This window comes from Streptomyces sp. NPDC050759, from assembly GCF_044456945.1.
Taxonomy (GTDB): domain Bacteria; phylum Actinomycetota; class Actinomycetes; order Streptomycetales; family Streptomycetaceae; genus Streptomyces.
Genome location: NZ_JBITGI010000023.1, coordinates 24,534 through 44,789, shown reverse-complemented (window position 1 = coordinate 44,789; position 20,256 = coordinate 24,534). Strand labels below are relative to the sequence as shown.

Genomic DNA, 20,256 nt, shown 5'->3' with positions numbered 1-20,256 from the left:
GGTTCACGATGGGTTCAGTACGCCTCACTCTCTGTACCGCGGTCCTGGCCGTCGCCGCCTTCGCCCCGGCCGCGCAGGCGGCGGACGGCGGCAGCGTCTCGGTGACTCCCTCCTCCCCGGCCGCCGGCGCCGACCTCACGCTGCGGGTGACCGGCTGCGCGGGGAGGACGGCCACCGCCGCCTCGGCCGCGTTCGTCGCGGACGCCCGGCTGACCGGGGCCGACGGCCGCCTCACCGGCGAGACCCGCGTCCGCTCCTCGATCGACCCCGGCCCCTACGACGTGGAGATCACCTGCGCCGACTTGCAGGTGAAGGGCCGGATCACGGTCGTAGCGGCAAAGGACCAGGAGGCCACCGCCACCGCCACCGCGACCCCCGCCGCCCCGGTGAACGCGGGCGGCGGCTGGACCGCCACCCACCTCTCCGCCATGCAGCCCCAGCCCACCGGCCCCGGCACCGGGCAGACCGTGACGGGGCTGGTGCTCGCCGGGGTCGCGGCGGTGGCCGTGGTGCTGCGCCGCAGCCGCCGGAGTCGCGGGACGGGCTGACCGGAGATGTCCGACCGTTTCCCCGACCAGGAAGGCGGTCCCGCCCACCGCGCACACGTCTCCGGGACCGGACGGCTGCTGGCCGGCGTGACCTGGGCGGTGCTGCTGCTCGGGCTGTGGCTGTGGGGCCGCGAGGTGACCGACGTACGGCACGTCCTGTCCGCGCCGACCACCGGTGACGTGGCCGCGGTCGGGCGCCCGCCCGAGGCCGTCGAACTGCCGCCCGCCGCGCGGCCCTTGACGGGAGCGCGACCGCAGCGCCTCGACATCCCGGACCTCGGGGTGCAGGCGCCCGTGGTGGCCCGAGGCCTGGACGCGCGGGGCGCCCTCGACCCGCCGCCCTTCGACCAGCCCGGAGTCGTCGGCTGGTACGCGGCCGGCGCGCAACCGGGGGCCGCCGGGACCGCGCTGATGGTGGGACACGTCGACACCGAGACCCGGCCCGCGGTGTTCTACCGGATCAGCTCCCTGAAGCCGGGCGAGACGGTCCGGGTGATCCGCGACGACGGCAGGGTCGCCGAGTTCACCGTCGACGACGTACGGACCCTCACCCGCGAGAGCTTCGACGCCCACCAGGCCTACGGCCCCCGCGAGTCGGGCCGCGCCGAACTGCGCCTGATCACCTGCGGCGGCACCTTCGACCGGGCGACCCGCAGCTACTCGGCGAACGTGATCGTCTCGGCGTATCTGACGGGCACGGGCCTGTAGGACCGGCAGGCATCACCTGGCCCGGTCGGCGACCCGCTCCCCCCGAAGTCGCCGACCGGGCTGGTCCTCGACCACGCACGCTCGGGCTGCGGGAGTAACCCGGCGACGGCGCGGGAGGCCTGGAGGCACGGTGGGTGCTGACTGCGGCCAGGGGCTGGGGCCGTGTCCGTATGAGGAGACTCTAGAACGGATGAGCGCCCGGGCCTAGAGGCTGATGGACGCCAAGTCCCGTGCTCGTGGCTCTCCGTCATACGACCTGGTGGTAGCGGGCGCTACGCGGGTCCGTCGGCGCTCGCGTCGCTCTCCCGGCGCAGCTCGGCGTCGTCCTCGACGCCCTCGATGACCGCGCTCGCCACCTGGTCCAGGGGCAGCCGGTGTCGTCGCGCGTACTGCCGCAGCGCCATGAACGCCTGGTCGGCGTGGACACTCCAGCGCTCGGCGAGCCTCCCCTTGGCCTGCTCGATGCGGACCCTGCTCGAGAGGGCTTCCTGCAACTGCCCGGACAGGGCGCGGTACTGGGCGTAGGTGCTGCGGTTCTGCAGGCCGAGGGCGGCGGCGTCGGCGAGGACCTGGGCGACATGGAGCTCGGAGGTGACGTCGTCGGCCGCAGTGGTGTCGGGCAGCGTGGGCACGAACACGTTGAGGGCGCCCAGCAAACTCTCGCGGCGGCGCAGCGGGACTGCGAACGTTGTCACGATGTCGTGGCTGAGGGCCCGTTCGGTGAAGTCGGGCCAGCGGGCGTCCGCGTGGGCGATGCGTATGGAGACCGGCGGTACGGGCTCTCCCGAGCCGTAGCTGTCCAGACAGGGGCCGCCGCCGTGCTGCGCCTCCAGCAGGTCCAGCGCCACCTGTTCGTGCCGGCTGCTGGCGGCCAGCGACACCGACCGGCCCGCGTCGATGAGCATCACTCCGGCCGCGCGGGCGTTGAGCAGGTCCACGCAGTGGTCGGAGACCCGTTGTAAGTACCGGGTGGCCTCGAAGCCCTCGACGAGGGTGTCCGCCGCTTCCACCAGTGCCGTGGCCAGCCGGATCTCCCTGGTGGCGTACCGCATCGCTGAGCACTCCCCTTCATCGACGAGCGCCCCCGTACGGCGCGCACCTACCCCGACCTTCGGGGGTGTAACGGCTCGTGGACAAGGCTCCGGCGACCTCGTGGGCGGCGCGACCGGTGTGTCACGATTGAGACTTTCCACGGTGCACCCAGGGGGGAATTGGATGTACGTCAGCAGGGGGGCCAGGAGGGCGACCCGCGCACGGGTTTCCGCGGCGGTGCTGGGGGCGGCACTGCTGCTCGCCGCGTGTTCGTCCTCGGGAGACGGAAACCAGGAGGGCGAAGGCGACAAGGCCGGTGCCGAGATCACCCAGCAGCCCAAGGAGGCCGACCCGTTCTGGGTCAACCCGGACGGCAACGCGGCCAAGCAGGTCGCGGCGTATGTGAAGAGCGGCAAGGACGACGAGGCCGAACAGATCCGCAAGATCGCCCAGCAGCCGACCGGCGAGTGGATCAGCCCGGAGAGCCCGGAGCAGGAGGCACGCGGCTTCACCGAGGCTGCGGACAAGGCCGGCCGTACGGCCCTTCTGGTCCTCTACAACATCCCGCACCGCGACTGCGGCCAGTACTCCCAGGGCGGTGCCGCCGACGGCAACGCCTACCGGACCTGGATCGACGGTGTGGCGGCGGGCATCGGTGACCGCTCGGCGACGGTGATCCTCGAACCGGACGCGGTTCTGCACCTGGTCGACGGCTGCACCAAGGACGAGTTCCACGAGGAGCGCTACGACCTGCTCACCGGCGCCATCGAGAAGCTCAAGTCCCTGAAGAACACGAAGGTCTACCTGGACGCGGGCAACGCGGGCTGGGGCCACCCCGACCAGATCTTCGAGCCCCTGAAGTGGGCCGGCCTCGCCAAGGCCGACGGCTTCTCGGTGAACGTCTCCAACTTCTACTCCACCCAGGACTCCATCACCTACGGCAAGCAGCTCTCCACCAAGGTCGGCAACAAACACTTCGTCATCGACACCAGCCGGAACGGCAACGGCCCGTACAAGGAGGGCGAAGAGAACGAACGCTGGTGCAACCCACCGGGCCGGGCGCTGGGGGAGACGCCGACCATAGAGACGGCGGACCCGCTGGTGGACGCCTACCTGTGGGTCAAGCGCCCGGGGGAATCGGACGGCGAGTGCAAGGGAGGGCCGAAGGCCGGCCAGTGGTGGCCGACCTACGCCTTGAAGCTGGCAGAGGCTTCGACTCCCTAGGGGCGCGGGGAACTGCGCGACCAGCCACAGCGCTCCCGCACCCGAAAGGCGACCCGCGGGAGCGCTACGGCACTCGAACCCACTGTGCCTTCGACGGCGTCCCCTGATCGTCATCGACAAACAGCATGTACCACCCCGACTGCACCAGATTCTTGTTCTCCGGCACCGTCACCTTCACCTTGTCCCCGGACACCGTGTACTTCAGCTCGATGGACCGCTGATCCACATCGGTCACATGAGTAGACGCACTGGGCCGAATCAACCGCACCTTCTTGATCACAGAAGCCTGCGGAGAGGTGAACGTCCCGGAGCCACCCCGAGCAATGGTCTGCGGCCCCCCGGACAAGGACGGCCGGGAATCCCGGTACAGATACGGCGGCGTATAGATCTCGATCCGCTGCTCGAAGACACCCGGCTTCGTGTTCGCCTTGTCCCCGTACAGCGAGTCCGACCCGAAGAACATCACCCGCCCGTCCGGCAACAGCAGCGACCCGGAGTGGTAGTTGCGCCCCACCAACGGATCGGCCACCGAATCGAACGTGTTCGTGTCGGGGTGGTACAGCCGGGCCTGAAGGATGTTGGAGTCACCGCGCCCGCGATAGTCCTCCGATCCCCCGGACACCAGCACGCTGTCGTCGGGAAGGATCGACGCCTGCGGATACCGCGTCCCCTTCTCCAGCGTCGGCCCGTCCACGAACTTCGGGCTGTCCGCCTTCATGTCCACGATCCGCGTCCTGTTGCTGGACAGCTTCGACTCGCCGACCCCGCCGCCGCCGATCACCATGAACTTCTCGTCCTGCGCCGGCGGCAGCAGCACGGTCCCGGAGGTCTCCATCTCGCCCGCATCGCTGAGCCCCGGGATCTTCGTGAACTTGTTGGTGTCCACGTCCCAGATGCCCGGCACCCGGCCCACGTTGTCCGGCCCGTACCCCGCGTTCGACCCCGAGTAGAAGACCTTGCCGTTCTGCAGGAGGAACAGCGCCGGGTACGTCGGGAACTGACGGACCTTCGGCAGATACGTCCACTTCTTGGTCTTCGGGTCGAAGACCTCGTTCTTGCCCGGCACCAGCTGCCCGATGTCGTCGAGCCCGGAGACACTGAGGATCTTCCCGTCGCTCAGGGTGGTGAGCGTCGGATACCAGCGGGCCTCCTTCATGGGGTCGACCTTGATGTACTTCTCGGCGACCGGGTCGAACTCGAAGGCGTCCCGGATCCCCTGGAAGTCCTTCTTGTCGAGCGCGAGCTTCTGCGCGATGCCGTAGGTGTTACGGGCCTCGGTGCCGGTCAGGCCCTGGATCCGGTAGTTGTCCTGGGTACCCGTCTCGTACTTGGCGCCGCTCTTCTGCGCCTCGACGTAGATACGCCCGAGACCGGGGGTGTTGCGCAGGAACTTCCCGGTCTTCTTGTCGAAGACCTTCGTGGCCCGCTCGACGACGACCGGGTCCCTCGACACGAACGTCTTGCCGTTCTCCTTGCCGGTGAACTTGGTGCCCGCCGGCAGGGTGATCGGCTGGTCCGGATTCTCGTTGTGGACGATCATCAGGCCGCCGGCCTTGGTGACGTCACCCTTGAGCTTCTCGTACCGCTTGGTGCCACCGGCGATCAGCAGATTGCCGTTCGCGAGCTGCGTGTGACCGGTGCAGAACAGGTCCTTGGGCGTCGGCACCTTCTTGATCGTGCCCTTGACCGGGTCCCAGATCCGGGTGTCGAACTTCTTCGCGTCGAAGTTGTCCTGGTTGTTACCCGAGCCGGCCACCAGCAGCACCTTCCCGGTGCGCAGCAGCGCCGCGTGGATGGTGTTCTGCCGGTACTTCTCGGGGAAATCGACGATCTCCCACTTGCCGTTCTCGGCTTTGTACTCCGGTCTGTTGATCTGGTACTGGTGGTATTTCTCGGTCCCGAAGCGGTACAGCCACGGCCCGTTCATCCCGGCCAGCGCGAGCACCACCGCCGTACCGATCGCGAGCCGACGGGCGCGGCGGCGGCCTGCACGGTCGTTCATTCCTTACGTCCCCCAAGTCCACCAAGGGCGATCTGCATGGTCTGGTCGTTGCCCCCGTCGTCTGCGGTGCCCGGGTTCGAGGCGGCGGCCCAGGTCGGCTTGTGGGCCGGGGCGTGCGGGGCCGGGGCGTGCGAGGTCGGGGCCTGCTGGGCGGGCAGCGGCTGCGGCTGGTACTGCGCCGGAATCTGAGCCGGGATCACCGGCCCCTGGGGCTCCTCGGCGGCCGCGGCGGGCTTCTTCTTCGCCTGTCGCAGCATGTGCCGCCAGGTGAAGATCGGTGTCGCGGTGATCAGCATGGCGAAGGTCGCCCAGGTGATCATCGCGGGGTGCGAGTGCCCGAGGGCGAGACCGGCACCGATCGAGCCACCGAAGATCAGGATGAAGTACCAGTGGTAGCGGAAGGTCGCGAACCACCGGTCGGGGCTGGCCGAGTCGCCCTTGGGCGTCACCACGAACTTGCTCTTGCGCCGCAGCAGCGAGTCGACCAGCGCCTTCGCGTACAGCGGGGCGGACAGCGCCGACATCACCATGCCCGCGACCCCGCCGGAGCCCTCCGGCTCGTGCGGGGAGACGTTGTGGCGGCGGTTCCAGATGTACAGGCCGATCTGGAGCGCGGAGGCGTTGCCGTAGAGCATCAGCCACACGGTCGGGTCGATGTTCACACCCGAGGCGCCCAGGCCCAGGAACAGCGCGCAGCTCAGGGCCGCGAGGATCCAGTTGAGGGCGGACATCGGGTAGAAGATGATCATCATCGTGTAGTTGAAGAGCTTGCTCGGCGGCAGCGAGTACCAGCCCTTCCAGTACTGCTTGAGGATCGTCTCGTACGTCCCGCGCGACCAGCGCATCTGCTGGGTGAAGAAGTCGGTCCAGGCGCTGGGGCCCTCACCGACCGCGAGCACGTCGGGGGTGTAGACCGAGCGCCACTTCCTCCCGGTCGCCGGGTTCTTGGCGCGGTGGATCTCGAAGCCGGTGGCCATGTCCTCGGTGATCGAGTCGTACAGCCCGCCGATCTGCTTCAGCGCCTTGATCCGTACGGCGTTGGAGGTGCCCACGAACATCGGGGCGCCGTACTTGTTGCCGGCGCGCTGGATCAGCGCGTGGAAGAGGAACTGCTGGGACTCGGCGGCCTTGGTGACGAAGTTGTCGTAGTTGCCGTAGACCTGCGGGCCGATCACGAAGCCGATGTCCGGGTCGCGGAAGTAGCCGAGCATCCGCTCCAGGTAGTTGGGCAGCGGCACGTGGTCGGTGTCCACGGAGGCGAAGTAGTCGTACTCGTCGCCGTGCGCGTCCAGCCAGGCGTTGTAGTTGCCGTGCTTGGTCTTGGCGCGGTGCGGGCCCTTGGGCCGGTTCCACTTCTCGACGCCCTTGCGGGAGAAGTGGTGCACGCCGAGCCGGGCGCACACCTCCTTGACCGCCGGGTCGTCGCCCTCGTCCAGGAGCCAGACATGCATGAGGCCGCGGTGGCGGATCCGCACCGCGGCTTCCAGGGTCTTCGTCACCATCTCCAGCGGCTCCTTGCCGGGCACGAAGGAGGTGAGGAAGGCGACTCTGGTGCCGGTCTCGGGAACCACCGGGATCGGGTCGCGGGCGACCAGGGTGGCGTGCGCGTTGGACAGGACGTTCATGCAGCGGAAGAACTCGATCAGGCCGATCGAGACCAGCATGACGATGTCCAGCGCCGGCAGCCACGAGAAGGCCGGGTAGTCCCGCTCGGTCCAGTGCTCGGGCTGCAGCAGCCAGGCCAGCAGGACCAGCGAGAGCAGCGGCGCCGCGGCGAGCATCAGGGCGACGCGGATGCGGTGCGGTTCCTGCGAGATCAGCGAGCGGTACTGCACCTTGTAGGGCTGGCCCGGGTCGGGCTGCGTGAGGGGACCGGCCAGTCTGCTGTAGTGCTCGTAGTCGTATTTCGGAAGCGTCTTCTTTATCCGGCGCAGGGTGCCGGTCCGATGCGAAGGCAGCCTGAGCTGAGTGGTGTCGGACGGGTCGAAGTTCTGCCGGGCGCCCGTCGGCGTCGACGTCATGAGTCATCCCCCCACACGCGGACGAGCCGCGTGTCGTCGGTTCCTTACGACTGCTCTGGTCCCCCTCGACCTTCACAGGCGTATCAGTGGTGGGCCGCAGTCACCACAATCTTCACAGCATTAGACAGGTAACAACGGCCTTCCGGTTGCAGACGCCCCCCTCGGCATCTTCCGAAGCGGGGCCCCTTTCCCCGCAACTCCGGCAACCGGATCCTTGCCCCCCAACTGCCGCGTATGCGCAGCATCTTGAAAAACCAGGGTTCTACGGTGCTCATCATGATCGCAAGATGCGAAACGCGGTGTTTACCGGTCATACGCGTTCAATGTGGCCCCTGTCATGCAAGAAGACCCCCCGCCTGAGCGAGGGGCCTTGCGTGTCTGTGCGCCGCCAGGGACTCGAACCCCGGACCCGCTGATGCTGTGTCTTCCCGGGGGCAACCCCCGGACCCCCGGCCGCCTTACAGTGCCGTGACGACTGAAGGCCCCCCACTGTCGCGGGAGGCCTTCAGTCGTCTGTGCGCCGCCAGGGACTCGAACCCCGGACCCGCTGATTAAGAGTCAGCTGCTCTAACCAACTGAGCTAGCGGCGCGCGCTGACCTGCACGACTCTACCGGATGCCGGAGGGTGCTCCGGGACGCGCTCCTGGGGGGCGCCGTACATCATTCGGACCGTCAGCATGCGCGTCCGGGCGACAGTTGAGAAACTGACGAATGTGCATAGTTGCGGACATTTCTACCTGGAGGGTGAGGGACGTCGCATGGAGACTCCGGTATTCGAGGAAGTCGATCCCGCGAGCGACTGCGACTGCCCCGGATGCGTCCACTGGCGTCGCGTGCTCCCACGATCGACCGGAGGTCACCCGGCGGCCACCCGAGTCGTGATCATGGCCGCCGCCGCGGCGGCCTCCACCGCCTTCGGCACGGTCCACGCGGCCCCGGCCCTCGCCGCCCCCCAAGCCCCCGCCCGACCCGGCGCTCCCGGCGTTTCCGCGGGTGACGAGCCCGACACCCCGCAGGGCCGCAAGGCCCCGCTGCACGGCCCCGGCGGCAGACCGGTGGTCGTCAAGGCGACGACCACCACCCGCGCCGACATCATCAGGCGGGCCAAGCAGTGGGTCGCCGCCAAGGTGCCGTACAGCATGTCCGAGTACTGGAGCGACGGCTACCGGCAGGACTGCTCGGGCTTCGTGTCCATGGCCTGGAACCTGCCGGCCAACGAGTGGACCGGCAGCCTCGGCCGGTACGGGATCAGGATCGCCAAGGACGACCTGCAGCCCGGCGACATCCTGCTCTTCCACAACCCGGACGACCCCGAGCAGGGCTCCCACGTCGTCATCTTCGGCGGCTGGACGGACTACACGCGCACCAACTACGTCGCCTACGAGGAGACCCGCCCGCACGCCCGCGAGCAGGCCACCCCCTACGCCTACTGGAGCAACTCGGACCGGTACGTCCCCTACCGGTACAAGGGCCTCGCGGCCGGCACCGCGGGCACCGGGACGGACCCCGCCGGGCCGGACAACGCCAAGCCGGGCTCACCGGCCGCGACGCCCTACCCGGGGAGTGCCTACTTCGGGCCCGGGGCCCACAACAAGTACGTCACCCAGCTCGGCCGGATGCTCGTCGCACGCGGCGCCGGGCGCCACTACACCTCGGGCCCCGGCCCCCGCTGGACGGACGCGGACCGCAGGGCCACCCAGGCGTTCCAGCAGGCGCAGGGGTGGCGGGGCAAGGACGCGGGCGGGCTGCCCGGGGCGCGGACCTGGACGCTGCTGGTGACGGGCGGCGGCAAGGACATCGGGGAGGGCGGTGGGACGGGGGCGGCGAGTCCGCCCGCACCCTCCTCCCACGGGGTCCCCGGCTACCCGGGGCGCGCGATGTTCCGCCCCGGCGCGACCAACACGTACGTCACCCAGCTCGGCAGACAGCTGGTGAAGAAAGGGTTCGGCAAGTACTACACGACCGGGCCGGGGCCGCGCTGGGGCGAACCGGACCGGCGGGGCGTCGAGGCCTTCCAGCGCGCCCAGGGCTGGCGGGGCGGCGCGGCGGACGGCTACCCGGGGCCCGAGACCTGGCGGCGGCTCTTCTCTTAGTCACCCGGCGCGTCGTCATCTCGCCATCACGCGGCGCGCCATCTCTTCATCACCCGGCTCGTCATCACCTGGCCCGTCATCACCTGTTGTGACGCATCTGGCGCGGAGGCTGGAGGCACTCATGAGCACGACCACTTCACACACCCCCGAACACACCCCCGAGTCCGAGGGGCCGGCACGGCCCGCCCGGCTCATCCAGAACGAGGCGACCACCGAGATCCCCGTCCATCTGCTCTTCCGCGACGACCCGGACCCGGTGTCGGTCCCGCTGACGCCCGCCGTGGTGGCACGCCGGCAGGGCACCGGGGAGCAGCCCCGCCTGCGCAGAACCGGCCAGGTCACCCCGCGCCCCGCCCCCGACGTCGACCCCGAGCTGGCCGAGCGCCCCGCGCGCGTCCTGCCGGGCTCGGCGGGCGTCCTCGCCGGCGCCTGCGGACTGGCCGGGTGCGCGGTCACCTCGTGGTGGGCGGGGCTGCTGCCGCCGCTCGCCCTGAAGGCGCTCAGGGTCCCGGAGTTCGCGGGCGCGGGCCTCGGCCCCGCGCAGTGGGCGGCGTACGCCGGAGCCGGCGCCCTCGGCCTGTTCGGGTTCGGCGGACTGGCCCGCGGCCGTACCGGACGCGCCTGGGTGCTCGGGCTGTTCGGCCGCTACCGGGGGACCGTCCGGCGCACCGGCCTGATGTGGGTCAACCCACTGCTGCTGCGCCGCCGTGTCGACGTACGGCTGCGGCACTGGCGCGGCGAGCCGATGCCGGCCGCCGACGCGAGCGGGGTCGCGCTCCGGGTCGTCGTCCTCGTGGTGTGGCGGGTGCGGGACACCGCGCGGGCCACGCTGGGCGTCGACGACCACGAGACGTTTCTGCGCGAGTGCGTCGAGTCCGCGCTCGCCCGGGTCCCGGTGGAGGCACCGGGTTCAGGGCGCGGCTCGGTCGACGCGGCGGGGGAGGCGCTGACCCGGCTGGTGGCCGCGGAGACCGCGCCCGTCGGCGTCGAGGTCTTCTCGGTCCAGCCGCTGCGCGTCGAGTACGCCCCCGAGGTCGCCGCCGCGATGCACCGCCGCCGCATCGCCGCGCTGGACGCCCAGCACCGGGCCACGATGCTCACCTCGGTCGTGGACTCGGTGGAGGACACCGTGACCCGGCTGACCATGCGGGGCCTGGTGGAAATGGACGACTACGAACGCAAGGCGCTGGTCAAGGACTTGACGGTGGCGTTCTGCGCGGGCCGTGGAGAACAGGGCGGGTGATTGGTATGGACACGGTCAACACACGGTAATAATCTGGGACTTGGTCTAGACCTGCAAGCTCACTGAACTTCCCCCACGTTCTCCAGGAGCGGCAGCATGCGCAGAAAGACCAAGTGGTACGCCGCCGTGGTGGGCCTCGCCACCACCGGGGCCGTCGTCCTCTCCTCCGGCGGCGCCAGCAGCCACGGCTACACCGACCTCCCCATCAGCAGGCAGAAGCTCTGCCAGAACGGCACCGTGACGAACTGCGGCGACATCCAGTGGGAGCCGCAGAGCGTCGAGGGCCCCAAGGGCTTCCCGGCCGGCGGTCCGGCCGACGGTCAGATATGCAACGGCGGCGTGAGCCGCTTCAGCCAGCTCAGCGCGCCGAGAACACCGTCGGGCAGCGCCTGGCCGGCGACCAAGGTGACGGGCGGCCAGAGCTATACGTTCCGCTGGCAGTTCACCGCCATGCACGCCACGACCGACTTCAAGTACTACGTCACCAAGGCGGGCTGGAACCAGAACCACAACCTCGCTCGCTCCGACCTCAACCTCACCCCGTTCCTGACCGTCCCCTACAACGGCCAGCGACCCCCCTCGACCCTCTCGCACAGCGGCACCCTGCCGTCCGGGCTCAGCGGACGGCATGTGATCGTCGCGGTGTGGACGATCGCCGACACGACGAACGCGTTCTACGCCTGCTCGGACGTCACGTTTTGAGCGTCGCTTGAGACAGTCCAGGCTTCCCCCGGGGTAGGTTCCCCCACACGATCACGCGATCGGTGCCTGACCTCGGGGGATCTGCCATGGACGCCTTCTTCTACATCATTCCCGTCCAGATCATGGCCGTGGTCCTGTTGGCCGCGTACGTCGTGGTGCGGCGCTGGCACCGGGCCGGCAGCGCCTGGCGGAGCGGGCTGACGGCCGAGGCGGAGTGCCTGCGCGTGTACGCGATGGCACATGGCGGCGGCGACAGCATGGTGCATACGAGACTGCGCCATGTGTACGAGTTCAGAACCCGCGAGGGCCGGGTCGTCCGTTTCGAGGAGGAGGGCGGTCCGGGGACGATACTCGAGGGCGACATCGTCACCGTCCACTACGCCGACGGCCCGGACGTCGTGGCGACGGCCCGCCCCGGCCCTGGCGGGCACGGGTGCGCTGCCTGCGCGGTGCTCGCCCTTGTCGGCGTGGTCGTGCTCGTCTGCGTGTTCTTCATGGTCGCCTTCGCCGCGATGTCCTAGGCCTCCACATCTGACGGTCCGTCAATTACCGTACGCGCCCATGGACTCCAGGAGGCGTACGGTCGCCGAGCTCGTCGCCGGGCGGTGGGGGGACCACCGGCCCGGGATGTGGTTCGAGGGGCGGGTGCTCACCCACCACGAGGTCGCTGCCGGTGCCGCCGCCCGGGCGGCACTACTCACCGACCTGCTGCCGGGGGCCGGGGCCCACATCGGTGTGCTGCTCCACAACATCCCCGAGTACCCGCTGTGGCTGAGTGCCGCCGCCCTCGCCCGGGCCGCCGTCGCCGGCATCAACCCCACCCGCCGGGGCCCCGAACTGGCCCGCGACATCCTGCACACCGAGTGCCGGCTGCTGATCACCGAGGCGTCCCACCTGCCGTTGCTGCGGGGCCTCGACCTGCCCGGCGTCCGCCTGCTGGTGACCGGCACCGAGGAGTACGACGCCCTGCTCGCGCCCTACGCCGGCGCCGAACCCGACGCCTCCCGCGCCGTGCCCGACGACCGGCTGCTCCTTTACTTCACCTCCGGCTCGACCGGCGCCCCCAAGGCCGCGCTCTGCTCCCAGGGCCGCCTCGCCGCCGCCGGGCGCTCGCTGGCCGACCAGTTCCAGCTCGGCCCCGACGGCGTGCACTATCTCTGCATGCCGATGTTCCACGGCAACGCGGTGATCGCCGACTGGGCGCCCGCGCTGGCGAGCGGGGCGGGGGTGGCGCTGAGGCGGCGGTTCTCGGCGTCGGGGTTCCTGGAAGACGTACGCGCGTACGGGGCGACGTACTTCACCTATGTCGGCCGGGCGATCCAGTACGTCCTGGCCACCGAGCCCCGCGAGGACGACCGGGACAACCCGCTGCGGCTCGGCTTCGGCACCGAGGCGGGGGCGGTGGACGCGGCGGCGTTCGAGCGGCGGTTCGGGGTGCGGCTGGTCGAGGGGTACGGGTCCTCCGAGGGTGGCGCGGCGATCCAGTGGGCGCCCGGCACGCCGGAGGGCGCGGTCGGGCGGGCGGGGCCCGGGCTCGTCGTACTCGATCAGGAGACGGAGCAGGAGTGTCCCCCCGCACGATTCGACACGGCCGGGCGGCTGCTGAACGGTGACGAAGCGATAGGCGAGCTGGTGAACCGGGCGCCGAACCCCTTCGAGGGGTACTGGCGCAACCCGGAGGCGGAGGCCGAGCGCCTGCGGGGTGGCTGGTACTGGACCGGGGACCTCTTCTACCGGGACGCCGACGGCTATCTCTACTTCGCGGGCCGCACCGACGACCGGCTGCGCGTCGACAGCGAGAACCTGGCCGCCGCGATGATCGAGAACATCCTCGCGCGCTACGAGGGGGCGGTGGCCGTCGCCGTGTACGCGGTGCCGGATCCGGTGACGGGGGACCAGGTCATGGCGACCCTCGCGGGGACCTTCGATCCGGCGGCCTTCGTGGACTTCCTGGAGGCCCAGCCCGATCTCGGGACGAAGATGGCGCCCCGGTTCGTGCGGGTGGTGCAGCGGATGCCGGTCACCGCCACGAACAAGATCCACCGGGCGCGACTCAGGAAAGAGGGCGTGCGGTGCGCGGACCCGGTGTGGTGGCGACCACCCGGGACGCGGACATACCGGCGACTGGAAAACGCCGAAGGGCCCCACGACCCCCAGACCCCGGCCGACCCCGTCTGGACCCGTGGAAACGCCGAAGAGCCCCTCGCTCCCACGAGAGGCCCTTCACTGGTGCGCCGCCAGGGACTCGAACCCCGGACCCGCTGATGCTGCGTCTTCTGGGGGGCGACCCCCAGACCCCCGGCCGTCCTCGCGGCACCGTGGAAACGCCGAAGGGCCCCTCGCTCCCACGAGAGGCCCTTCACTGGTGCGCCGCCAGGGACTCGAACCCCGGACCCGCTGATTAAGAGTCAGCTGCTCTAACCAACTGAGCTAGCGGCGCATGACTCTCGCCGTCCGCCTCTCGGCGGCTGGCGACGAGAAAATACTACCCGGTCCGCAGGGGTGCTTCTGACCATCATGAGCTGGACCCACTCAGGGGCGCGGGGCTGTATCGATGTGCGGCTCCGCCGCGTGGGCGCGACCAGCCCCCACGACCCGCGGACGACCGACAACCTCCTGCCCCACTCCTAGATCGCCAGTGACAGGAGAACCGGTGCCGCCCCCCGGTTCAAACGGTCCGTCGCCTGGCGGAGTCGGTGCGCCTGGTCGAGCGGCAGGGACAGTGCGAGGCATCCCACCGACGACCCCGCCGTGATCGGCACCGCGGCGCACACCGTGCCCACCGCGTACTCCTGGAGGTCGAGATGGGGGACCGTCGGCGGCTGGGCCTCCAGGCGGGAGAGCAGCAGCTTGTCGTTGGTGATGGTGCGCGAGGTGAGCCGGGTCATGCGGTGCCGGGAGAGGTGGTCGCGGCGGCCGTTGTGGTCGAGCTGGCTGAGCAGGCTCTTGCCGAGGGCGGTGGCGTGGGCGGAGGAGCGGAAGTCCACCCACTCGTTGACCGCCGGGGTCGCGGGGCCGTCGGCGTACTGGGCGATGGTGACCTCGCCGTCGACGTACCGGCTGATGTAGACGGCCGCGCCGATCGAGTCGCGCAGTTCGTCGAGGGTGTGTTGGAGCTTGTCGCGCAGGGCCTCGTCACGGTCGTGGGCGGAGCTCAGCCTGGTCAGGGCGGCTCCCGTCACATACGCGCCGTCGGCGACCTGCTCGACGTACCCCTCGCGGCGCAGCATCCTCAGGAGCGTGGTCAGCCGCTCCGGGTCGAGGCCGGTGGTACGCGCGAGTTCGACGTCGGTGACTCCGGCGGTGTGCCGTGCCACGGTCTCCAGGACGCGCAGTGCGTCCTGGGCCGAGTGGTACGGCGCGGTCGGCTCGTGCTTCAGCGCCACGGTTTTCCCCCTGCGCTCGCTCGGTCGCACTACTACTGGGCCGTAATCCAGACAGCGATCCCCTCCACGATAACCGGCAAAAGGCCTGTAGTGAGCGGCTGTTGACGAGATTCCGTCCCCGGGCCGGGCCTCTCAGCAGGGGTGCTGACACTCTGGCATATGCCAGAGGAACGACCCGGGTCCGGGACCTCGAAGATTGAACGCTGTTCACCTCTTGCAGTCAGAGAACCGCGCTGAGAAATTCCCGGGTGCGGTCCTGCTCGGGGTCGCTGAAGATCTTCTCCGGCGCGCCCGACTCGATGATGCGGCCCGAGTCGAACATCAGGACCTGGTCGGAGATGTCCCGGGCGAAGTTCATCTCGTGGGTCACACAGAGCATCGTGATGTCGGTGGTGCGGGCGATGTCCCGCAGCACGTCGAGGACCCCGGCGACCAGCTCGGGGTCGAGCGCCGAGGTGACCTCGTCGAGCAGCAGTACCTGCGGCCGCATCGCCAGCGCCCGGGCGATCGCCACCCGCTGCTGCTGACCGCCGGAGAGCTGGCTGGGGCGGGCGTCGGCCTTGTCGGCGAGGCCCACCAGGTTCAGCAGGTCGCGGGCGCGCTCCTCCGCCTCGTCCTTGGACATCCCGAGGACGGTGACGGGGGCCTCGGTGATGTTCCTGAGGGCCGTCATGTTCGGGAACAGGTTGAACTGCTGGAATACCATCCCGATCTTCTTGCGGACCTCGCGGACCTGCTTCTCCGGCGCCGGGAACAGCTTCTCCCCGCCCACGGTGACCGTGCCCTCGTCGGGCTTGGTCAGCGTCATCAGCATCCGCAGGATCGTGGTCTTGCCGGACCCGGAGGGGCCGATCAGCGTCACGTGCTTGCCGGAGTCCACGGAGAAGTTCAGCCGGTCCAGGACGGTGTTCGACCCGAAGCGCTTGGTCACGTCCTCGAAGCGGATCAGCTCGCTGCCGTCCACCGGCGGGTTGGTGTTCGCGTCGGGTTCTTTCATGAGGGGAGTGTCAGCGGACAAGACGTCGCTCCAGGGATCGCAGAAGAAGGGAGGCCAGATAGGAGATGACGATGAAGGCCACGCCGATCACGGTCAGGGGCTCGGTGAACTGGAAGTGCTCCTGGGCGAACAACCGCGCCTCGCCGAGCATCTCCAGCACCGTGATGACCATCAGCATCGGTGTGTCCTTGAGCATCGAGATCACGTAGTTGCCGAGGGCCGGCACGACCCGGCGGATCGCCTGCGGCAGGATCACCACCTGCCAGGTCCGCACCCGCGGCAGGTTCAGCGCCGTCGCCGCCTCCCACTGGCCGGTCGGCACCGCCTCGATACCGGCCCGGTAGACCTGCATGGTGTACGTCGAGTAGTGCAGCCCGATCCCGATGACACCGGTGGCCAGCGCCGAGAGGGTCACGCCCCACTCGGGCAGCACGTAGAAGAGGAAGAACAGCTGGACCAGCAGCGGGGTGTTGCGCACGAACTCCGTGACGACCCCGACCGGCCAGCGCACGAACCGCGAGGGCGCGCGCATCAGCAGCGCCCACACCAGCCCGAGCGCGAAGGAGATCAGCGAGCCGAGCGCGAGGGCCTGCAGGGTGACCAGCAGCCCGTCCCAGAACTGCGGCATGAAGTCGCTTACGGCACTCCAGTCCCATGTCATGCGACACGACCTCCTACGCCCGTCGTCTGGGCACGCTTCAGCTCGGCGTCGGTGTCAAGACCGAGTTGGGGCTCCTTGCCGACCCCCGCCTTGAGCTTCTTCTCGAGGCCGCGCATCAACCGCGTGAGCAGGAAGGCGATCACGAAGTAGATGAGCAGCAGATACGTGTAGATCCCGGCGCTCTCCTGGAGCGCGAGCCGCACCAGGTTGCCGCTGAACGCCAGATCGCCCATGCCCATCACGGACACCAGCGCGGTGCCCTTGAGCAGCTCGATCAGCAGGTTGGAGAACGGCGGGATCATCTCCGGCACCGCCTGCGGCAGCAGGATCAGCCGCAGCCGCTGCCAGGGCGTGAAGCTCAGCGCGATCCCGCCCTCCTGCTGCGCCGGGTCGACCGCCTTGAGCGCCCCGCGCACGATCTCGGAGCCGTAGGCCCCGTAGGTCAGCCCGAGGGCGAGCGTGCCCGCCCACATCGGCACCAGCTGCCAGCCGAAGGCCGGGGGCAGCACGAAGAACACCCAGAAGATCATCACCAGCGCCGAGGTCCCGCGGAACACCTCGGTGTAGAAGCCCGCGAGGAAGCGGACGATCCACAGCCGGTGGGTGCGCAGGACGCCGACCACGAAGGACACGGCGGCGGCGAGGATCGCGCTGAAGAACAGCAGCTGGACCGTCGTCCAGACGCCCTTGAGTACCAGGTCCCAGAGTCCGGAGGTCATCCGCCGCAGAGCTCCTTCGCGGTCAGGTCCGTCATCTCGGCCTGCGTGAACCCGAAGGGCTTGAGGACCCGGAACAGCTCCCCGCTCTTCTTCAGCTTCCGCAGCTCGACGTTGAAGGCGTCCCGCAGGTTCGTCTCGGTCCTGCGGAACGCGAACGCGCCGCCGTCGACGTGCGGTTTGCCGCCGACGGTCGGGGTGAAGGCCTTGGTGGCCTCCGCCTTGGCCGATTTCTTCACCACCTCGCGGGTGGTGAGCGCGGTCCCGGCGAACACGTCGACGCGTCCCGCCTCCACCGCGTTCAACCCCGCGACCTGGTCCGGCACGATCAGGATGTCGCTCTGCTTGTAACCCGCCTCGACGGCGTACCCGATCTCCGCGTAGCCGGTCCCGGTGGCGAACTTCGCCTTCTTCGCGACGACGTCCTTGTAGGTGTGAAGACCTTTGGGATTTCCCTTGCGCACGATGAAGGAATCGAGCATCTGGTAGTCGGGATCGGCGAAGATCACCTGTTCACAGCGTTCCGGCGTGACGTACATCCCGGCCGCCACGACATCGAACTGCTGAGAATTCAGCCCGGGAATGAGCGAGCCGAACTCGGTGGGCACGGGCTGCACCTTGTCCACCCCGAGCCGCTTGAATATGACCCTCGCGAGTTCCGGCGCCTCGCCGGTCAGGTCACCGTTCTTGTCGATGTATCCGAAGGGGATCTCACCCGCGATTCCCAGCCGTACGACACCTGCCGCCCTGAGCCGGTCGAGCAGTTGACCGCCTCCCGTGGTCGAGGCGGTGGCCACGCGTGAGCAGCCCGCGGCGCCCAGGGCACCGAGCGCCGCCACCCCCGCGAGCAGCGACCGGCGGGTGGTCCCGGATATGTGTTCGCCATGTTCCAGTGGTGGAGCCATGGCGGCGCGGCTACCCGACCGGATGCGACTTATGCCGATCGATTTGAGCCCCGTTCCTGACCGAGGCCCTCTTGACCGGCGGGGGACCATGGAATGCATGGCTGACCGCTACATCGAAGTCTCGCTGGTCAAGCGGGGAATCACCGCCACGGCTAAGCTCCTGGACGATCGGGCGCCGATCACCTGCGCGGCCGTATGGGACGCCCTCCCGCTCGCCGGTGACGTCTACCACGCGAAGTACGCACGCAATGAGATCTACGCCCTTTTCTCGCCTTTCGCGGAATCGGAACCACCCCTGGAAAATCCGACAGTTACCCCCATTCCCGGAGATCTCTGCTATTTCTCCTTCGCGGGCACCGAACTGGGCACGAAGTCCTACGGCTACGACCGCGAGGTCCGCGCCGGCACGACCGTCGTCGACCTGGCCCTGTTCTACGAACGCAACAACCTGCTCCTGAACGCCGACGTGGGCTGGGTGCCGGGGATCGTCTGGGGCCAGGTGGTGGACGGACTGGACGCCCTGGCCGAGGGCTGCAACGACCTCTGGCGCGCGGGCGCCCTCGGCGAGAGCCTCCGCTTCAGCCGGGCGTGACGCTGCTCGCGCGGGCCGGGTCGGGTGGCCGGATGCCCGCGGTTTCCGCCTCGTAGAGCGCGTGAGCAGCCCGCAGCACCAGGTCGTCCCGGTGCCGGGCCGCCACGATCTGGAGTCCCACCGGCAGCCCGTCGGCGTCGGTTCCCACCGGGACGGACGCTGCCGGCTGCTGGGTCATGTTGAAGGGGTAGGTGAAGGGCGTCCAGCCCGTCCAGCGTTGGTGGCCCGAGCCCTTCGGGACCTCCGTGCCCGCCTCGAACGCGGTGATCGGAAGGGCCGGGGTGACCAACAGGTCGTAGGAGTCGTGGAAGCGGCCCATCCGGCGCCCGAGTTCCATCCGGACGTCCACCGCGGCCAGGTAATCGAGCGCGCTCATCCGTGCCCCCTGACCGCAGATCTCCCGGAGCCCCGGGTCCAGCACCTCCCGCTGGTGCGGCCCGAGATGCTGGGTCACCCGGGCCGCCCCGCTGAACCACAGGGTGTGGAAGGCGTCCACCGGGTCGGCGAAGTCGGGATCGGTCTCGGTTACGTACGCACCGAGTCCGACCAGGCGCTCCACGGCCCGCCGTACCGCCGCGGCGACCCCGGGCTGTACGGCCACCTGGCCGCCGAGGGACGGCGAGTACGCGATCCTCAGCCCGCGCACCCCGCCCGACAGGGCCCCCGTGTACGGGCCGGCCGCCGGGCCCAGCGCCGACCAGTCACGGGAGTCCGGCACCCCGATCACGTCGAGGAGCAGCGCCGCGTCGGCCGCGTCGCGGGTCATCGGGCCCACGTGGGCGAGGGTGCCGAAGGCGCTCGCCGGGTACAGCGGGACGCGGCCGTACGTCGGCTTGAGGGCGAAGATCCCGCAGAACGCGGCCGGGATGCGGACGCTGCCCCCGCCGTCCGTGCCGAGCGCGAGCGGCCCCGCGCCGAGCGCCACGGCCGCCGCGGCGCCCCCGCTGGAGCCGCCCGCGGTGCGCGTCGGGTCGTAGGGGTTGCGTGTCACGCCCGACAGCGGCGAGTCCGTGACGCCCTTCCAGCCGAACTCGGGGGTCGTGGTCTTGCCAAGGAAGACCGCGCCCTGCTCGCGCAGCCGGGCGACGGACGGCGCGTCCTCGTCCCAGCTGCCGCTCTCCGGGATCGTCCTGGAGCCCTTCAGCGTCGGGGCGCCGCGCAGCAGCAGGATGTCCTTCACCGTGACCGGGACGCCGTCCACCGCGCCGGACGGCTCTCCGCGTCGCCAGCGGTCGGCCGAGGCGCGGGCCTGCGCCAGGGCCTCCTCGCCGGTCAGCCGCACGAACGCGTTCACCTCCGGCTGGATCCGTTCGGCCCGGTCCAGAGCCGCCCGGGTCGCCTCCACGGGGCTGAACTCGCCCTTGCGGTAGCCCTCCACGAGTTGTACGGCGGTCAGTTCGGTGAGGTCCTGCATGTGCTGCCCCTC

Annotated in this window: 18 protein-coding genes and 2 tRNA genes; 9 read left to right on the top strand and 11 right to left on the bottom strand. The window is 69.8% G+C overall.

Features of this window, described 5'->3' with window-relative positions; translation table 11 throughout:
• Positions 1-8: 8 nt before the first annotated feature.
• Both ACIBJB_RS42305 and ACIBJB_RS42300 read left to right on the top strand, forming a co-directional pair.
• Positions 9-548 carry a hypothetical protein gene (locus tag ACIBJB_RS42305; protein ID WP_398939339.1) on the top strand — a complete coding sequence of 180 codons (540 nt, stop codon included), beginning with the start codon at positions 9-11 and terminating at the stop codon, positions 546-548.
• Positions 549-554: 6 nt separating this feature from the next.
• Positions 555-1,256 (top strand): class F sortase, encoded by a 702-nt coding sequence (locus ACIBJB_RS42300; RefSeq protein ID WP_398939337.1) that lies wholly within the window; start codon positions 555-557, stop codon positions 1,254-1,256.
• Positions 1,257-1,528: 272 nt separating this feature from the next.
• On the opposite strand, the gene ACIBJB_RS42295 is transcribed toward ACIBJB_RS42300, so the two are convergent.
• A complete protein-coding gene (locus ACIBJB_RS42295) occupies positions 1,529-2,308 on the bottom strand; it encodes a GAF and ANTAR domain-containing protein (protein ID WP_398939335.1) in 780 nt (259 codons plus the stop codon).
• A gap of 163 nt (positions 2,309-2,471) precedes the next feature.
• On the opposite strand from ACIBJB_RS42295, the gene ACIBJB_RS42290 reads away from it, so the two are divergent.
• A complete protein-coding gene (locus tag ACIBJB_RS42290; protein ID WP_398939333.1) occupies positions 2,472-3,512 on the top strand; it encodes a glycoside hydrolase family 6 protein in 1,041 nt (346 codons plus the stop codon).
• A 64-nt stretch (positions 3,513-3,576) separates the two neighbouring features.
• Here the strand turns inward: ACIBJB_RS42290 and ACIBJB_RS42285 are convergent, their stop codons facing one another.
• The 3 genes from ACIBJB_RS42285 to ACIBJB_RS42275 form a co-directional block, all read right to left on the bottom strand.
• Positions 3,577-5,514 carry a galactose oxidase-like domain-containing protein gene (locus ACIBJB_RS42285; RefSeq protein ID WP_398939331.1) on the bottom strand — a complete coding sequence of 646 codons (1,938 nt, stop codon included), beginning with the start codon at positions 5,512-5,514 and terminating at the stop codon, positions 3,577-3,579.
• A complete protein-coding gene (locus ACIBJB_RS42280) occupies positions 5,511-7,535 on the bottom strand; it encodes a glycosyltransferase family 2 protein (protein WP_398939329.1) in 2,025 nt (674 codons plus the stop codon). The genes ACIBJB_RS42285 and ACIBJB_RS42280 overlap by 4 nt, the downstream gene beginning before the upstream one ends.
• A gap of 516 nt (positions 7,536-8,051) precedes the next feature.
• Positions 8,052-8,125 (bottom strand) — tRNA-Lys (locus tag ACIBJB_RS42275).
• Positions 8,126-8,293: 168 nt separating this feature from the next.
• Here ACIBJB_RS42275 and ACIBJB_RS42270 point away from each other — a divergent pair.
• The 5 genes from ACIBJB_RS42270 to ACIBJB_RS42250 all read left to right on the top strand — a co-directional run bounded on the left by ACIBJB_RS42270 (position 8,294) and on the right by ACIBJB_RS42250 (position 13,838).
• Positions 8,294-9,628, top strand: a complete 1,335-nt coding sequence (locus ACIBJB_RS42270; protein ID WP_398939327.1) for a peptidoglycan-binding protein — start codon at positions 8,294-8,296, stop codon at positions 9,626-9,628.
• A 121-nt stretch (positions 9,629-9,749) separates the two neighbouring features.
• Complete coding sequence (locus tag ACIBJB_RS42265; RefSeq protein WP_398939325.1) at positions 9,750-10,871, top strand: SPFH domain-containing protein; 1,122 nt, start codon at positions 9,750-9,752, stop codon at positions 10,869-10,871.
• A 96-nt stretch (positions 10,872-10,967) separates the two neighbouring features.
• Entirely contained in the window at positions 10,968-11,573 is a 606-nt protein-coding gene (locus ACIBJB_RS42260; protein ID WP_398939323.1) for a lytic polysaccharide monooxygenase, read from the top strand.
• A gap of 86 nt (positions 11,574-11,659) precedes the next feature.
• Entirely contained in the window at positions 11,660-12,094 is a 435-nt protein-coding gene (locus ACIBJB_RS42255; protein WP_398939321.1) for a hypothetical protein, read from the top strand.
• A 40-nt stretch (positions 12,095-12,134) separates the two neighbouring features.
• Positions 12,135-13,838 (top strand): long-chain-fatty-acid--CoA ligase, encoded by a 1,704-nt coding sequence (locus ACIBJB_RS42250; RefSeq protein ID WP_398939319.1) that lies wholly within the window; start codon positions 12,135-12,137, stop codon positions 13,836-13,838.
• A 98-nt stretch (positions 13,839-13,936) separates the two neighbouring features.
• On the opposite strand, the gene ACIBJB_RS42245 is transcribed toward ACIBJB_RS42250, so the two are convergent.
• The 6 genes from ACIBJB_RS42245 to ehuB form a co-directional block, all read right to left on the bottom strand.
• A tRNA-Lys gene (locus tag ACIBJB_RS42245) sits at positions 13,937-14,013 on the bottom strand.
• A 187-nt stretch (positions 14,014-14,200) separates the two neighbouring features.
• Positions 14,201-14,959 carry an IclR family transcriptional regulator gene (locus ACIBJB_RS42240; protein WP_398939317.1) on the bottom strand — a complete coding sequence of 253 codons (759 nt, stop codon included), beginning with the start codon at positions 14,957-14,959 and terminating at the stop codon, positions 14,201-14,203.
• A 220-nt stretch (positions 14,960-15,179) separates the two neighbouring features.
• Positions 15,180-15,956, bottom strand: coding sequence for an ectoine/hydroxyectoine ABC transporter ATP-binding protein EhuA (ehuA, locus tag ACIBJB_RS42235; RefSeq protein WP_398939315.1), 777 nt, complete (start codon positions 15,954-15,956; stop codon positions 15,180-15,182).
• A 10-nt stretch (positions 15,957-15,966) separates the two neighbouring features.
• On the bottom strand, positions 15,967-16,617 hold the full coding sequence (gene ehuD, locus ACIBJB_RS42230; protein ID WP_057610923.1) for an ectoine/hydroxyectoine ABC transporter permease subunit EhuD: 651 nt from the start codon (positions 16,615-16,617) through the stop codon (positions 15,967-15,969).
• Positions 16,614-17,336 (bottom strand): ectoine/hydroxyectoine ABC transporter permease subunit EhuC, encoded by a 723-nt coding sequence (ehuC, locus tag ACIBJB_RS42225; RefSeq protein ID WP_398939310.1) that lies wholly within the window; start codon positions 17,334-17,336, stop codon positions 16,614-16,616. Before ehuC ends, ehuD begins: the two co-directional genes overlap by 4 nt.
• Positions 17,333-18,238 (bottom strand): ectoine/hydroxyectoine ABC transporter substrate-binding protein EhuB, encoded by a 906-nt coding sequence (ehuB, locus tag ACIBJB_RS42220; protein WP_398939308.1) that lies wholly within the window; start codon positions 18,236-18,238, stop codon positions 17,333-17,335. Before ehuB ends, ehuC begins: the two co-directional genes overlap by 4 nt.
• A 97-nt stretch (positions 18,239-18,335) precedes the next feature.
• On the opposite strand from ehuB, the gene ACIBJB_RS42215 reads away from it, so the two are divergent.
• Entirely contained in the window at positions 18,336-18,830 is a 495-nt protein-coding gene (locus ACIBJB_RS42215; RefSeq protein WP_398939306.1) for a DUF3830 family protein, read from the top strand.
• Here ACIBJB_RS42215 and ACIBJB_RS42210 read toward each other — a convergent pair.
• Entirely contained in the window at positions 18,817-20,244 is a 1,428-nt protein-coding gene (locus ACIBJB_RS42210; protein ID WP_398939304.1) for an amidase, read from the bottom strand. The two genes, ACIBJB_RS42215 and ACIBJB_RS42210, sit on opposite strands and share 14 nt — an antisense overlap.
• Between the last annotated feature and the right edge of the window lie 12 nt (positions 20,245-20,256).

Coding starts and splice junctions, on each gene's coding strand:
- ACIBJB_RS42285 (WP_398939331.1), bottom strand. CDS start 5,514: ATGAACGACCGTGCAGGCCGCCGCCGCGCCCGTCGGCTCGCGATCGGT.
- ACIBJB_RS42255 (WP_398939321.1), top strand. CDS start 11,660: ATGGACGCCTTCTTCTACATCATTCCCGTCCAGATCATGGCCGTGGTC.
- ACIBJB_RS42250 (WP_398939319.1), top strand. CDS start 12,135: ATGGACTCCAGGAGGCGTACGGTCGCCGAGCTCGTCGCCGGGCGGTGG.
- ACIBJB_RS42270 (WP_398939327.1), top strand. CDS start 8,294: ATGGAGACTCCGGTATTCGAGGAAGTCGATCCCGCGAGCGACTGCGAC.
- ehuA (WP_398939315.1), bottom strand. CDS start 15,956: ATGAAAGAACCCGACGCGAACACCAACCCGCCGGTGGACGGCAGCGAG.
- ACIBJB_RS42290 (WP_398939333.1), top strand. CDS start 2,472: ATGTACGTCAGCAGGGGGGCCAGGAGGGCGACCCGCGCACGGGTTTCC.
- ehuB (WP_398939308.1), bottom strand. CDS start 18,238: ATGGCTCCACCACTGGAACATGGCGAACACATATCCGGGACCACCCGC.
- ACIBJB_RS42300 (WP_398939337.1), top strand. CDS start 555: ATGTCCGACCGTTTCCCCGACCAGGAAGGCGGTCCCGCCCACCGCGCA.
- ACIBJB_RS42210 (WP_398939304.1), bottom strand. CDS start 20,244: ATGCAGGACCTCACCGAACTGACCGCCGTACAACTCGTGGAGGGCTAC.
- ACIBJB_RS42215 (WP_398939306.1), top strand. CDS start 18,336: ATGGCTGACCGCTACATCGAAGTCTCGCTGGTCAAGCGGGGAATCACC.
- ACIBJB_RS42265 (WP_398939325.1), top strand. CDS start 9,750: ATGAGCACGACCACTTCACACACCCCCGAACACACCCCCGAGTCCGAG.
- ACIBJB_RS42260 (WP_398939323.1), top strand. CDS start 10,968: ATGCGCAGAAAGACCAAGTGGTACGCCGCCGTGGTGGGCCTCGCCACC.
- ehuC (WP_398939310.1), bottom strand. CDS start 17,336: ATGACCTCCGGACTCTGGGACCTGGTACTCAAGGGCGTCTGGACGACG.
- ehuD (WP_057610923.1), bottom strand. CDS start 16,617: ATGACATGGGACTGGAGTGCCGTAAGCGACTTCATGCCGCAGTTCTGG.
- ACIBJB_RS42280 (WP_398939329.1), bottom strand. CDS start 7,535: ATGACGTCGACGCCGACGGGCGCCCGGCAGAACTTCGACCCGTCCGAC.
- ACIBJB_RS42305 (WP_398939339.1), top strand. CDS start 9: ATGGGTTCAGTACGCCTCACTCTCTGTACCGCGGTCCTGGCCGTCGCC.
- ACIBJB_RS42295 (WP_398939335.1), bottom strand. CDS start 2,308: ATGCGGTACGCCACCAGGGAGATCCGGCTGGCCACGGCACTGGTGGAA.